The sequence below is a fragment of the Vibrio sp. A8-1 genome (genome assembly GCF_013048685.1).
GTDB lineage: Bacteria > Pseudomonadota > Gammaproteobacteria > Enterobacterales > Vibrionaceae > Vibrio > Vibrio metschnikovii.
The window spans coordinates 45,100-58,911 of the sequence record NZ_VHTC01000006.1 but is presented as its reverse complement, the minus strand read 5'-3'; the positions used below and the strand labels follow the sequence as shown (position 1 = coordinate 58,911).

Annotated in this window: 14 protein-coding genes; 4 read left to right on the top strand and 10 right to left on the bottom strand. The window is 44.9% G+C overall.

From position 1 onward, the window contains the following. Window positions 1-18 precede the first annotated feature (18 nt). The 6 genes from FKN93_RS04815 to FKN93_RS04790 form a co-directional block, all read right to left on the bottom strand. The gene (locus tag FKN93_RS04815; RefSeq protein WP_170904627.1) at window positions 19-999 is read right to left on the bottom strand and encodes an alpha-L-glutamate ligase-like protein; all 981 of its coding nucleotides are present in this window, start codon (window positions 997-999) and stop codon (window positions 19-21) included. Beyond that, window positions 995-2,503, bottom strand: a complete 1,509-nt coding sequence (locus FKN93_RS04810; protein WP_170904593.1) for an inactive transglutaminase family protein — start codon at window positions 2,501-2,503, stop codon at window positions 995-997. The genes FKN93_RS04815 and FKN93_RS04810 overlap by 5 nt, the downstream gene beginning before the upstream one ends. An 8-nt stretch (window positions 2,504-2,511) precedes the next feature. Continuing rightward, window positions 2,512-3,264, bottom strand: a complete 753-nt coding sequence (locus FKN93_RS04805) for an ATP-dependent zinc protease (RefSeq protein ID WP_170904592.1) — start codon at window positions 3,262-3,264, stop codon at window positions 2,512-2,514. A gap of 156 nt (window positions 3,265-3,420) precedes the next feature. Further along, window positions 3,421-4,392 carry a tRNA 5-methoxyuridine(34)/uridine 5-oxyacetic acid(34) synthase CmoB gene (gene cmoB / locus FKN93_RS04800; RefSeq protein ID WP_004395101.1) on the bottom strand — a complete coding sequence of 324 codons (972 nt, stop codon included), beginning with the start codon at window positions 4,390-4,392 and terminating at the stop codon, window positions 3,421-3,423. A 116-nt stretch (window positions 4,393-4,508) separates the two neighbouring features. After that, window positions 4,509-5,237 (bottom strand): carboxy-S-adenosyl-L-methionine synthase CmoA, encoded by a 729-nt coding sequence (gene cmoA / locus FKN93_RS04795; protein ID WP_004395102.1) that lies wholly within the window; start codon window positions 5,235-5,237, stop codon window positions 4,509-4,511. Window positions 5,238-5,413: 176 nt separating this feature from the next. Then, window positions 5,414-6,316 carry a DUF72 domain-containing protein gene (locus tag FKN93_RS04790; RefSeq protein ID WP_170904626.1) on the bottom strand — a complete coding sequence of 301 codons (903 nt, stop codon included), beginning with the start codon at window positions 6,314-6,316 and terminating at the stop codon, window positions 5,414-5,416. Window positions 6,317-6,639: 323 nt separating this feature from the next. Here FKN93_RS04790 and aspS point away from each other — a divergent pair, with 323 nt between their 5' ends. Then, entirely contained in the window at window positions 6,640-8,415 is a 1,776-nt protein-coding gene (aspS, locus tag FKN93_RS04785) for an aspartate--tRNA ligase (RefSeq protein WP_170904591.1), read from the top strand. Between the two features lie 169 nt (window positions 8,416-8,584). Beyond that, complete coding sequence (locus FKN93_RS04780) at window positions 8,585-9,163, top strand: thymidine kinase (protein ID WP_161425134.1); 579 nt, start codon at window positions 8,585-8,587, stop codon at window positions 9,161-9,163. A 206-nt stretch (window positions 9,164-9,369) separates the two neighbouring features. Here FKN93_RS04780 and FKN93_RS04775 read toward each other — a convergent pair whose 3' ends face one another. The 3 genes from FKN93_RS04775 to FKN93_RS04765 form a co-directional block, all read right to left on the bottom strand. Continuing rightward, window positions 9,370-9,999, bottom strand: coding sequence for a YdcF family protein (locus FKN93_RS04775; protein ID WP_170904590.1), 630 nt, complete (start codon window positions 9,997-9,999; stop codon window positions 9,370-9,372). Further along, window positions 9,992-10,822 (bottom strand): NAD(P)H-binding protein, encoded by an 831-nt coding sequence (locus FKN93_RS04770; protein ID WP_004395107.1) that lies wholly within the window; start codon window positions 10,820-10,822, stop codon window positions 9,992-9,994. Before FKN93_RS04770 ends, FKN93_RS04775 begins: the two co-directional genes overlap by 8 nt. A gap of 127 nt (window positions 10,823-10,949) precedes the next feature. Further along, window positions 10,950-11,186, bottom strand: a complete 237-nt coding sequence (locus FKN93_RS04765; RefSeq protein ID WP_004395108.1) for a TIGR02647 family protein — start codon at window positions 11,184-11,186, stop codon at window positions 10,950-10,952. 251 nt (window positions 11,187-11,437) lie between these two features. Between FKN93_RS04765 and focA the strand changes: the two genes are divergently transcribed. Both focA and FKN93_RS04755 read left to right on the top strand, forming a co-directional pair. After that, a complete protein-coding gene (gene focA, locus FKN93_RS04760; RefSeq protein ID WP_004395109.1) occupies window positions 11,438-12,280 on the top strand; it encodes a formate transporter FocA in 843 nt (280 codons plus the stop codon). Between the two features lie 241 nt (window positions 12,281-12,521). Continuing rightward, complete coding sequence (locus FKN93_RS04755) at window positions 12,522-12,911, top strand: DUF2750 domain-containing protein (RefSeq protein ID WP_040904785.1); 390 nt, start codon at window positions 12,522-12,524, stop codon at window positions 12,909-12,911. 110 nt (window positions 12,912-13,021) lie between these two features. Here the strand turns inward: FKN93_RS04755 and FKN93_RS04750 are convergent, their stop codons facing one another. After that, window positions 13,022-13,810, bottom strand: coding sequence for an ATP-binding cassette domain-containing protein (locus tag FKN93_RS04750; RefSeq protein ID WP_004395111.1), 789 nt, complete (start codon window positions 13,808-13,810; stop codon window positions 13,022-13,024). Between the last annotated feature and the right edge of the window lie 2 nt (window positions 13,811-13,812).

Here is a 13,812-nt window from a genome sequence, read left to right as displayed (position 1 = left end):
GAGTAACACAACGGGGGATTAAACGTTATTTAGTCCAAATTGTTTCGCGGCATAAGCGACTCGCTCAGCTGGGGTCGGATAAATCAACGGTGAGCCGATACTTTCAATATGCTGTAATCTTGGCAGTAATCCTGCGCCATTAGCGGTTTGAATCGCTAAACCTGGGCGGGCATTAAGCTCAAGCACCATTGGGCCTTCTTCTTTATCCAGCACCATATCAGTCCCAATATAACCTAAACCGGTCATTTCCCATGCACTGGCCGCTAAGGTTAGTAAGCGTTCCCAGTGGGGGACCGTGAGCTCAGATAATGATTTTCCGGTATCGGGATGATGGGTCACTGGTCGATTGAACTGTACAGCACGTACCGCTTTACCAGATCCGAGATCAACGCCCACTCCCACCGCTCCTTGGTGTAAGTTAGCTTTGCCATCTGAAGCAGAGGTAGAAAGCCGCATCATTGCCATTACTGGGTAGCCTTTAAAGACGATGATCCGTACATCGGGAACGCCTTCATAACTGAAACCATCAAAGCAGTCATCAAATTTAATTAGGTTTTCGACCACCGCGACGTCATTTTTACCGCCCAGTGAGAAAAGACCTGCTAAAGCGTTGCTAATGTGTCGCTCAACATCCTCTTTATTAATCGTCGATCCAGAAGGTTTGGTGTAAAGGCCATCTTGGTGGGAAGTGATGACTAAGATACCTTTGCCGCCACTGCCTCGTGCCGGTTTGATGACAAACCCCGGCCACTCCTTAACCATTTCGTGGATGCGTTTAACATCCCCTTGGTTGCTGATCACACCAATCAGTTTGGGCACCGTACAACCTGCGCGTTGAGCAATCAGCTTTGTTTGCAGTTTATCGTCGACCAGAGGGTATTTGGAGCGATCGTTATAGCGACCAATATAGCTATGATTACGCTTATTCAAGCCCATGATCCCCTTACGGCGCAATTTGAAAGGGGAGGTGTATTCAGAAAGAGAAAAAAACATATTAATCTCCGTCTACCAAGGGTTTAAAGCGACGTAGTTCGGTTAAGCGATAACCGGTATACGTTCCCAATAATAAAATGCCCGCTAAGACAATTAACTGTAATCCAATAAAGTTGAAGGTTAAGTGCTGCACATAAGGGTTAGTCATGGCTAAATAAATCAGCACGGCAGTCAATAAAGAGCCACCACCTTGCAGAATCACTTCTTTAGCGCCTTCCTCTTCCCAGAGGATTGACATCCGTTCAATGGTCCAAGATAAAATGATCATCGGGAAGAACGTAATCGTTAAACCTTCGGTCAGGCCGATTTTGAAGGCAACCACAGTGAACATTGAAATGATCAATATCACCGAGATGATCACCGCCGATATTCGAGCGACCAGCAATAAGTTTAGCTTGGAGAGGTAACTGCGAATGATTAATCCTGTGCCGACAATCAATAAAAATCCGATGATCCCAGTGGTTAATTGGGTCTGTACAAACGCGACGGCAATCAAAACGGGCATAAAAGTCCCCGAGGTTTTTAAGCCAATGATCACTCGTAAAAAGACCACAATCAGTGCACCGATAGGGATCAACATGATATTTTTGAACATCGCTTGTTCTTCAAGCGGTAAGCTATGAATAGACAGATTTAATAATCCATCGGCGCTGACTTTGCTGTTGGTCGCCTGTTGAGGCGAGACATCTTGCGCAATCATCGTGAAATGCACTTGGCTGTTTTGTCCACCCATCACATCAAGTAAAGAAACATTCGATTCATCCCACACCAATAAATTGGGTTGAGTCGGTTGAGTGCCAGTTTCTGGATTAAATAGCACCCACTTATTACCATCCCAGACTTGATTCATATGTTGGATCGATTGGCGACGACGCCCATCTTCAAGGCGAATGACGCCGACCACTTTATTGGGGATTTGTGCATAAGAGAGGAGTTTTTGCGCCGCATCCACTTTACTCATTTTATTAAGCAGCAATGCAGCATTTTGATTTTCTGCTTCGTTGAGCGCTTTAATCAGTTCGCGAGTAAAGGTTACGTCATTCGCGGAGCGGCGGTTAGCTTGCTCGATAAGTGCAATGGCTGAGGTTTCATCCGGACCGTCAAATGTCGGCCTAACAATAGGCGTACTCGGAGGGACGGGCAGCGCGTTAGCTTGTGGGTCTACTAAGAACTGAGTTTTGTAATAAATGGTCTGTGGACCTTTGGCCTGACGAATGGTCCACTCTGCACGTCGGCCACTTTCTGTAGTGACATAAGAGATACCGTAACCCGGAGAAGAGGCATTCTCTCCAATCAACGTAAAGCCATCTTGGGTATGAGGAGCGGCGAGAGAGACTTTGACTTCCCGACCTTGCGCGTTAAATTCAATTCGCGCTTCAATGTCCCAGACTTGGCGAGTTTCACCGGGTGTCCATGGTACACCATAGCTTTGATGACGCATGACACTTAAAGTAATCCCCACCACAATCAACAACAATATGGATAGATAAAACGGAATTCGTGACGTCATAATGGGCCTTATTTTTCTTTAGTTTCTGTCTGAATGTATTGACGGCTTACATCCACCACGGCGATATCGCGAATAAATTCCCGACCTAATAAAATAGGATGGGTCATTTGTGAACGATCAGCGAGGGTAAATTGAGATTTTTGATGAATAGGCCCCAATTTCACCCATAATTCGACCACAGCACGACGCTCTGTTTGCTCGTTGGTCGCTTGACGAATACGAACATAACGGAGAATAGGCGCTTCTATCCAATTGCTATCGTCTTTGACGCTATTATCACCGGTGAGGTGAAAACGTACCCAATTCTTGCCATTGCGTTCAAACTCTTCAACGTCGACGGCATTCAGTGAAGAAGTCGCTGCGCCAGTATCAATTCGAGCATCAAACGATTGTTTAATACTGTCGATGGTCACGCGTTCGATTTCACCTAATACCAGATCCTGACGAGGGATAGTTTGAGTGGCATTCACCGTGGCGAGGGAATCAGCAGATGGTGATGGTTCACTGATGATGATCGGTCGGTTGGCGAGGTCTTTTAGCTCGTACATTTCATTCTGTAAGCTAGAGACTTTACCTTCAAGGCTATCGATATAATCCATCTGATTGCTGATATGGAGTTCTAAATTAACGATTTTATTAGCAATGTTTGACTCGGATTGGTGAAGTGCGGCCAGCGTAGCCTGATGATATTCATCCCCCTTTAATAGTGTGCAGCCTGAGAGTAGGCTCAGTGCAACGATGGGAGCTATTCGCTTAAACATTGGCAACCTTATTGTTATGTGATGGTTTCATTTGTTATACCCTCGATGACTTAAAGGACGATCAGTGACTTTAAGTCATCGATCAGCGCACGAGGGCGCTAATCTCATCCGTTAGGGTAGACGTATCCGTAGCCTGACGAGTTAAGGCTGTGTCAATTATGGTTTCTGAGCAATTAAAATTGCTCGACGTGGTGCTGGATAACCTTCCACGGTTTTACTTGGATCGTTATTATCAAGGTAATCGGGGAGCGAATTATGAGTCATCCACTCGGTACTGCGTTGCTCATCTTGTGAGGTAATGTTCTCATCGACAATCCGTACATCCACAAATCCGACTTTTTCTAGCCAGCCTTTTAATGCCAGCGCTGATGGGAAAAAGTACACATTTCGCATCTGGGCATAGCGGTCAAAAGGCACAAGAACCGCATTTTCATCCCCTTCAATCACCAGAGTCTCTAAGACCAATTCACCCCCACTAACCAGTTGATTTTTTAATTGGATGAGGTGATCTAATGGTGAGCGACGATGATACAATACTCCCATACTAAATACAGTATCAAATGCTTGTAATTCAGGGAGTTGTTCAATACCAAGCGGGACTAAATGGATACGTTGATCGTTATCCATCAATTTTCGAACGGCTTCAAATTGGATTAAAAACAGTTCAGATGGATCGATACCCATCACCTGATACGCTCCTTCGCCGAGCATACGCCACATATGGTAACCATTACCACAGCCGACATCCAATATTGAACGCCCCTGAAGGGGTGAAATGTGAGGTAGAAGACGATCCCATTTCCAGTCGCTGCGCCACTCGGTATCGATATGAATGCCATGCAGTTGATAAGGACCTTTGCGCCATGGATGGAGCGTTTTTAATAGACTGGTTAGTTTTTTTTGCTCACCTTCAGGCAAGGGGTGTGTATTGCTCACCGACACCGACTCTTTTAAGTCAATATGATCAGGGCTGGCATCCGAGATTTTTTTTAAGGCGCGTAGCCAGCGTTCCATATCCCCATGAGGTTTCGCCTGCCATTCAGCAAGCTGCTTAGGTAACACTTCTAACCAAGGCTGTAAGCGGGTGTCTTGCGCAATGCGCTGATAAAGTGGACCAAAATTAAACATAATCGTCTATTCCTAACTAGTACAAACCCACGATGGTAGAGAACCCATATCTACCTTGCAGGAAAAAAGTGTGGTTATTATTTGAGGTAATCATGCCAAGTCAGCACACGATGAGATTATTTGATGGCGAACATCGACCCAAAATTAAAGCATTGGAACCACATTTCGTAGCTCGAAAAGCCTAAGGCTTTGAAGCGTGCTTTGTGGGCTTCTATTGAGTCTGGGCGCATCACATTTTCAATTGCACTGCGCTTTTGGCTAATCTCTAATTCGCTGTAGCCATTAGCACGTTTAAAGTCATGATGTAAATCGATCAGCAGCTCGTGAGCCGTTTGATTAGGGAAAATAAACTTTTCAGAAATAATCAATATTCCGCCACTACGTAATCCAGCATAAATATTTTCCAGTAGGCGATAACGATCGTCAGGGGACAAAAATTGCAGTGTGAAGTTAAGCACCACCACAGAGGCATTTTCGATCTGAATATCACGAATGTCCGCTTCGATAATCTCGACTGGCGTATCAGAACGGTAAGCATTCACGTGCAATTTACACCGTTCTACCATCGCCGATGAGTTATCGACGCCGATAATTTTGCACCCTTCTTGTTGAATATGACGACGCATGGATAAAGTGGCAGCGCCTAATGAACAGCCAAGATCATACAAATTAGAGTGTGGCTTAGCAAAACGTTCGGCAAGCATGCCAATCGCGGAAATAATATTACTGTAGCCCGGAACGGAACGCTGAATCATATCGGGGAACACTTCAACCACTCGCTCATCGAAGGTAAAATCACCGATTTTATCGATAGGAGCGGAGAATATGGTGTCTTTGTTGGCCATGAGTAACCCTTATACACACTTGATTTTACCTGTCCTTTTATCATCACGACGCGAATAGAAATGAGCGCTCGCTAACATCGAGGAATATAAAGGACGGGTTAGATAAAAAAGTGCCGTATTTTATGAAAAATTTACTGGTCTGTCATTATATACCCAGAGCTAGTGACAAAACATCGTCAAAATATCGACATTTGTTGACTGTTTTGGGCCGGAAATGGAGCTAAATCGGGTAACGTTGTTTGTTTGGCGATTCCATCGGCAATAAGCGCAAGTTGGACGCTGGTTTGTAATTGCCGATACAAATCAACCGCGAGTTCTGGGGCATAAAAGTTATCCGGCGTATGAATCATCAGATAGGGTTGTTTTCCGGCGGCGATCCATTGGGGTAACTTTTGTAGCCAAGGCTTAAAAAAAGCATCATTCGCGGTTAAATCAGGATGGCCGATAAAGCGAATCATGGGGTTATCGGCAGTGGCTAATGCGTGGACGGGCACTTTCGGCTTTTTCTTTTGTGCATCAATAATGGTTTCGTTGCTTGGCTCGGCGGCAAAAACAGGGCGGCTATCCATGATAATTCGATTGATCCCCTCTTCAATCAGCCATTGGTTAAAACGGCGCTCTTCTTCACCTTTAGCAAAATAGTCACGATGGCGCACTTCTACCGCTAATGGGAAATCTTTGGGGAAATAGCGGCAAAATTTTTGTAAATGACTCAACTGAGCGGTACTAAACGAAGCCGGCAGTTGTATGGTCCATAAACCAATTCGTTGATGCAGTGGAGCCATTAATTGTAAAAACTGTTTGAGTTCACCTTGGCATCCAACCAACTGATGTTGGTGGGTAATACTTTTCGGTAGCTTAAATGTGAACCTGAAATGGTCATGGGTTGCGGCTCGCCAATTATTCACCGTTTGTGGCGAGGGCGACGCATAAAACGTCGTATTGCCTTCGACGGTGTGAAAAACGGTTGCGTAGTGCGCTAAACGATCGGTCGCTGAACTACCCGAAGGATAAAAGCGCCCTTGCCAGCCGGTATGTGACCATAGGGTCAGTCCTAGACGTAGTGGTAAGTTTGTCATCGTCACGGTTTATTTGCTTCTTACTTCAAGTGGTTTGGTCATTGCTGCGATGATGAATTTTTTCTTGTTGGTAAGCATGAGTTCTTTGAAGAATACGTTATTTTAACGTTATAATCAGCGCCAATTTTATTACTGTTGATGCTTTGTACATATTTTGCTGAATTATTGTACGGAAAAAGCAGGGCAGAAGAAAACACAGCAAAATTGTATTCTGGAAGGTCGATTTTCAACTTTTTTCAGCGTATAAATGGAATCATGCGCCGTAGCTAACATTATCTGCGGCTAGGAATAAGATGAATTAAATAGAGGTTGGGAATTTCATTATGCGTAGCCATTATTGTGGTCACCTGAACAAGTCCCTTGTTGGACAAACAGTAGAACTTTGCGGTTGGGTTAACCGCCGTCGTGATTTAGGCGGTCTGATTTTTATTGATATGCGAGATCGTGAAGGTATCGTTCAGGTTGTTGTCGACCCCGATATGGTGGATGTGTTTAACATTGCCAACCAAGTGCGTAATGAGTTCTGCATTAAATTAACCGGTGAAGTCCGCGCTCGTCCAGACAGTCAAATCAATCAAGATATGGCAACGGGCGCAGTAGAAGTACTGGCTCAAGATTTGCAGATCATCAACCGTTCAGAAGCCTTACCTTTAGATTCCAACCAAAAGAACTCGGAAGAGCAGCGCCTAAAATACCGTTATTTAGATTTGCGCCGCCCAGAGATGAGCGATCGGATTAAGCTGCGAGCCAAAGCGTCAAGTTTTGTTCGCCGTTTCCTTGATGGACATGGCTTTTTGGACATTGAGACGCCAGTATTGACCAAAGCAACGCCAGAAGGTGCACGTGATTATCTCGTTCCAAGTCGGGTGCACAAAGGCAGTTTCTATGCTTTACCTCAGTCTCCTCAGTTATTCAAACAGTTACTGATGATGTCTGGCTTTGACCGCTATTATCAAATCGTTAAGTGTTTCCGTGATGAAGACTTACGTGCCGATCGCCAACCAGAATTTACTCAAATCGATATCGAAACCTCATTTATGACGGCGGATCAAGTTCGTGCGGTTACTGAGCAAATGATTCGTGAGATGTGGTTGGAGCTATTGGATGTTGATTTGGGTGAGTTCCCCGTCATGCCGTATAGCGAAGCGATTCGTCGTTTTGGTAGTGATAAGCCTGATTTGCGTAACCCAATGGAACTGGTTGATGTAGCGGATTTACTGAAAGACGTCGATTTTAAAGTTTTCTCTGGTCCTGCCAATGATGAAAAAGGTCGTGTTGCTGCGCTTCGCGTCCCTGGTGGTGCAGCGCTATCGCGTAAGCAAATTGACGAATACACCGCGTTTGTCGCTATTTATGGCGCGAAAGGTTTAGCGTGGTTGAAAGTCAATGATCGCGCTGCTGGTTTGGAGGGGATCCAATCGCCAGTCGCTAAATTCCTAAATGCAGAGATTGTGCAAACTATTATTGAGCGTACTCAAGCAGAGAATGGCGACATCATTCTTTTTGGCGCAGATAATGCCAATGTTGTCGCGGAAGCGATGGGTGCTTTACGTCTTAAAGTAGGCAAAGATTTGGCCATCACCAACGGGGCAACTTGGGCACCATTGTGGGTTGTTGATTTCCCTATGTTTGAAACCGACAGCGAAGGCAATGTTGCGGCAATGCATCACCCATTCACTGCACCATTGAATATGACGGCAGAAGAATTAAAAGCCAGCCCAAGTAATGCGTTGTCTAATGCTTACGATATGGTGTTAAACGGCTATGAAGTCGGTGGTGGCTCTGTTCGTATTCATGATGCGACCATGCAATCAGCGGTATTTGATTTGCTGGGTATTGATGAGCATGAGCAACGTTTGAAGTTTGGCTTCTTGTTGGATGCACTAAAATACGGCACACCACCACACGCTGGCCTTGCGTTTGGTTTAGACCGTTTAGTGATGCTGTTGTGTGGAACGGAAAACATCCGCGATGTGATTGCTTTCCCGAAAACGACCGCAGCGGCTTGTTTATTGACGGATGCTCCAAGTGTCGCTAACCCAGCCGCTCTTGAAGAATTAGCGATTGCCGTGAGGGCAGCTAAAGAAAAAGCACAGTAAACGATGGTTGTTTGATGATAAGAAGAGGGTGGCTTTGAGCCGCCCTTTTTTATCGTAGAAATGATCCGTTAAGCTCACGAACAAGCCTTATCGTCGCTAATAAGCATCCACATTTGATGAGGGTTTGCTACAATGGCGCGCTTTTTAGTTTTAATAGGAAACCTCCCCGTTGGCTCAGATGTATTTTTATTACTCCGCAATGAACGCGGGTAAATCAACCACCTTGCTGCAATCGTCGTTTAACTACCAAGAGCGGGGAATGACTCCGGTGATTTTTACTGCCGCGATTGATAACCGCTTTGGTGTTGGTAAGGTCAGCTCGCGTATTGGCCTTGAAGCGGATGCTCATCTGTTTGATGACACCACCGATTTATTGCACGCGATCACTCAATTAAATACCGAACAGAAACGCCATTGTGTACTGGTTGATGAATGCCAGTTTTTAACTCGCGAGCAAGTGTATCAGTTAACGGAAGTGGTCGATAAGTTAGATATTCCGGTACTTTGCTATGGTTTGCGTACCGACTTTTTGGGTGAGCTGTTCGAAGGAAGTAAATACCTGTTATCGTGGGCGGATAAATTGATTGAACTGAAAACCATTTGTCACTGTGGCCGCAAAGCGAATATGGTGATCCGTACCGATGAGCACGGTCAGGCTATTTGTGAGGGTGACCAAGTCGATATTGGTGGTAATGATCGCTACGTCTCGGTATGCCGTCAACATTATAAACAAGCGCTTGGGCGTTGAGTTCTGTTCGCGATATTCCTTGCCGTCAATCATCTCAGTAGACGAGGGGCAAGCCTTCATTTGCCCCTAATATACCCTTCCTACTTAAAGCTGCAGCGGTGTTGGCTACGTTCGTTCACTCCAATCACATAGTTTGCCTATGCTCATGGGGATTTACTCACTTGCCGCCTACCTGCAACTTCAACTCGTTTGGGTATAATGAATGTTTAAAACAACCGCTTAAGGGCTTGATAAGCTTGCTGTACTTCATCTGGGATCGATTGGGGAACCTGAAAACCCTGCGCAGGGTAATCCAACAAACGTTGAAAATCGTCCAGTAAGGCGTGGAGTACTACATCGAGCGTCAGGGATTCGGTCAAGTAACCAAAAAAATCTCCGCCAGAAGAGGTCACTTGCAAAGACGTTAACGTTGCTGGCCACTGTTTAGTAAAGGTCGCGAAAGCGCGTCGCTCCATATATGGTTTATGCACAATCAGTAAACGTTGAGCCTGAATACCTTTCTCACTGAGCAATTGATGACTCAAACACACATTCTCACCACTATGGGTGGCTCGGGTTTCTAATAAGATCGCAGAACTGGGTAAGCCGCACTCTTTAGCGACCATCGCGAATGTTTCAGCTTCACTGTACTCAAATAAATCTTCCGTAAAGCGCCCTTTATCCCCAGAAAAAAGCACCCACGGTGCTAGTCCTCTTTGGTATAAATCCGCGGCCACTTCGGCAACGCGTATATCATTACTACCAGGGACAACGATCACATCAGCAGGTTTTAACTCGTGTCCCATTTGCATAAACTGCCAGAGAGTTTCTAAATGTTGATAAAGACGTTTACTCATAACCGTGCAGCGCCTCTAATGTATTAGCGTAGTGAAAATGAAATCCCATCGTGATCAGCTTATCACTGACAATTCGTTTATCGGGTAAATGAACAATCGGTGGTAACGGATGAGGTGATTGAACCGCAGACAAAGCCGCTCGGTAAAACTCCGCTTTACTGACCGTTGTCGGCATAGTGACATTGATAATGTGGTTGTTAATCTCACTCAGCGAAAAAGTAATCGCTTGTAAAACATCATATTGATGGACCATATTGGCGGGCGCTTGATCGCTGACTTGAGAAAGACGAAGCGCAAAGCGAGCAGGGTGGCGATTGGGACCGATTAACCCACTGCAACGCAAAATAGCATACTCGATACCGCTATCGATAACGGCTTGTTCGGCGCAGAGCATGATTTTGGCTTTCTCTGAAAACATAGGGTTTTGTTCACACTGAACCAAAGAGGCATCTTCTTCACGCATCGTTTTTGCTTGGTCAGGATAAACACTGGTTGAGCTGATCATGATAATTTTGCGAATGCCCGCTTGTTGTGCTGCGTTAACTAACGTTTGCCAGCTTGCTTGGTAGTCGGTGCCGTGGCCTTTGCGAAAACCGGGAGGAAAACAGCCAATCAACGCATCGCAGCGAAAGTTTAAGAGCGCTTCGACAAGCTGGGGGGCATCTGGTAACTGACAAACAAACCCCTCCACACCTTGTGCGTGCAATTGCTCAACGCCTGATAGGCTGGTGCGGCTGGCACAAACGTAATAATTTTGTTGTTTGAGATGTTGAATCAGTGGTTGGCCCAGCCAACCTGCACCGATAATGGCGATACGTTGCATACAATTACCTGTTGGATAGTGGTTATTAGGAGCTTGTCACTGAGAGAGCAATAACGTTAACTCCAAAACCACCGTGAATGATGAGCCGAAAGTTAACGTTATTATCGCATGGTTTGATGGAAGAAGATTAAGCGTGAGTTAACACGTGCAAAAGACGTTGGGTAAGTTCGGCCATTTCAATCCCTTCGTGAGTCAAATAACCACCATCGGGTAAGCTGCATAAGCCTTTTTCATGAAGTCGCTGTGCAGCGGCTTGGAGTGCTTCTGGAGCATCGCTGTGTACTTTTATACCCGTTGCTGCGCTGCTGACATCAAATTGAATAAGCAGGTTTAATTCATCAAGGTGCTGTGGAGAAAATTTCATCGTAAACCCTTACTATGGTTGATTTAAATTCACCTTAATCGGCGAAAGAAAAAGACGCAATCACAAACATAGAGAACTGTTATCTTAATCCATTATGGGCTTTTTTTATGCAGTTAAAGGAAGGAGAAAGAAGCTGAGTGAGGTAGTCTTTAAAACATTTTTAGTAAACATCAATAATACCCCTTGAACAAAAAAGGAAATGGAGCGATTATCCGCCACTCTTTTACCTGTATCAAAATGTAACATTAATTATGGATCTGAACCAGTTCGACTCTCTGCTTCCTCCACAAATGGCGGAACGTGCTGCCGTCACCGGAGAAAGCAAAGCCACTAAACCTATGTATAAATCGTTTTTACTGGCGATTTCTGCAGGTATTCATATTGGTATCGCTTTTGTGTTTTACACCGTGGTTACTACGGGCGCACAAGATATTCCTTACGGTATTGCTAAGCTGATTGGCGGGATAGCCTTTAGTCTTGGATTGATTTTGGTGGTGATTACGGGGGGAGAGCTCTTTACCAGCTCTGTATTGACCTTGGTCGCCAAAGCGAGTGGGAAAATTTCTTGGCCACAGTTAGTCAAAAACTGGATCGTGGTCTATTTTGGTAACTTATGTGGTTCTGTTTTATTGGTTGGGATCATGTTATCAACCAAGCAGTTTATGGATGATGGCGGACAACTCGGTTTAAATGCAATGGCGATTGCCGAGCATAAGCTGCATCATGGTTTTCTGCAGGCTTTTTCTCTTGGTTTGATGTGCAATATTTTGGTTTGTTTAGCCGTATGGATGACTTTCAGTGCTCGCTCTTTAACAGACAAAGTCATGGTACTCATTTTACCCGTAGCGATGTTTGTTTCTTCTGGGTTTGAACACTGTATTGCTAACATGTATCAAGTGCCGTTAGCCATTGGTATCAAATACGTTGCCCCTGAGGCTTTTTGGCAGATGACTGGGGCGAATATCGCCCAGTATGCCGACTTAACCATGATGAACTTCATTGTCGATAACTTAATTCCTGTTACCTTGGGCAATATTGTCGGTGGTGGTGTGTTTGTGGGGATTTGGTATTGGTTAATTTATCTCAAAGAGTAGGTTTTTATCGTTGGGCTGGTTATCCACATTTTCTGTGGATAAGTGCTTTCAAACTCAGTGCGTAACATTAACTGAATGATTTTTCGTATAAATGATGCACGATATTCGTGCAGTGATAGCTCGGCTAAGGTGCAGCGGCAGCGATGAGTATGAATGTGATGTTGTCGTGGCGGCGCAAACGGAGCTGGCGTAATGATTAAATTACGGTATGATCTTGGGCTTAAAAAAAGCGGAGAATATTATGTCTAATTCACTTAGCGCGGAGCAAATCGCGGCCGTCAATCAGTATGATTCTGAACAGCGTTTAACGTATTGCATTAAGCACATTGTTGCTAATCAGCAAGTCTGGATTTTAAAAGACCAAGATGGCTGTGTGATGCTCAATACTGAAGACGAAGAGTGTGTGCCCGTTTGGCCGCATCGTGAGCTAGCCGAGGCGTGGGCCACTGGCGAGTGGGCAGAGTGTGAAGCTCAGTCTATTCCTCTTAATCAATGGCGCAGTCGCTGGACTCCTGGATTGGCAGATGATGATCTTTCGGTTGTAGTTTGTCCGAATGAGAATGAAGAAGGGGTGGTCTTATTTCCCGATGAATTTGATAGGGAATTGAATAAGCAAAAGTCCGCCCAATAAAGTGAGTTAGAGAACAAAGGCCCAATGATTTGGGCCTTTTGCTTATTCGAGTAGGCATTCAATCGTTGATCTTAACCGCTCAATGATACTTTATGTTACCGGCTAAGCCGTTACTTAAAGTTTGGCGCTTTTTGAAAATGGCTTTCAATCATCCGTTGAGTGATGGGGTGCTGGGGATCAGCTAAGACTTGTAAAGTGTTACCTGACTCAACAACTTCACCTTCATGCATGACCATGATTTTATCCGTGATATGTTTAACAATGCCAATATGTTGCGAAACATAAATAAAAGACACGCCCATTTCTTCTTGTAACTCTAAGAAAAGGTTGATGATTTGTGATCGCATGGCCATGTCTAAACCGTTTAATGCTTCATCGGCAATGATCACCGAAGGTTGCAAAATCAGCGCCCGAGCCAAACAAACCCGCTGTTTTTGCCCAGTGGCTAACATTTGTGGATAAAAGTAAGCATGTTCTGGAAGCAGTCCTACGCGCAGCAAGGTGTCTCTCACGCGATTCATCCGTGCTTCTGGTGTCATGCTGGTATTACGTTTCAGCGGGCCTTCTAAAATTCTACCTATTTGTAGGCGCGGATTTAGCGAGGTATTTGGATCTTGAAAAATCATCCGAATTAATTTGCAACGTGTACTGTAATCTTGATGTGCTAGACGCTCACCATTGACCAAAATTTCGCCGCTGGATGGCTCGACTACGCCCGCTAACATACGTGCAAGAGTCGATTTACCTGAGCCATTTTGACCGATGAAACCAATAGTCTGTCCAGCCTCTAAGCTAAAACTCACTGGCTTGACCGCATGGTGAATGGTTTTACGAAACAGACCAGAGCGATTCACAAAATCTTTGGATAACTGATGAACTTCTAGCAGTGAAGCACTCATGA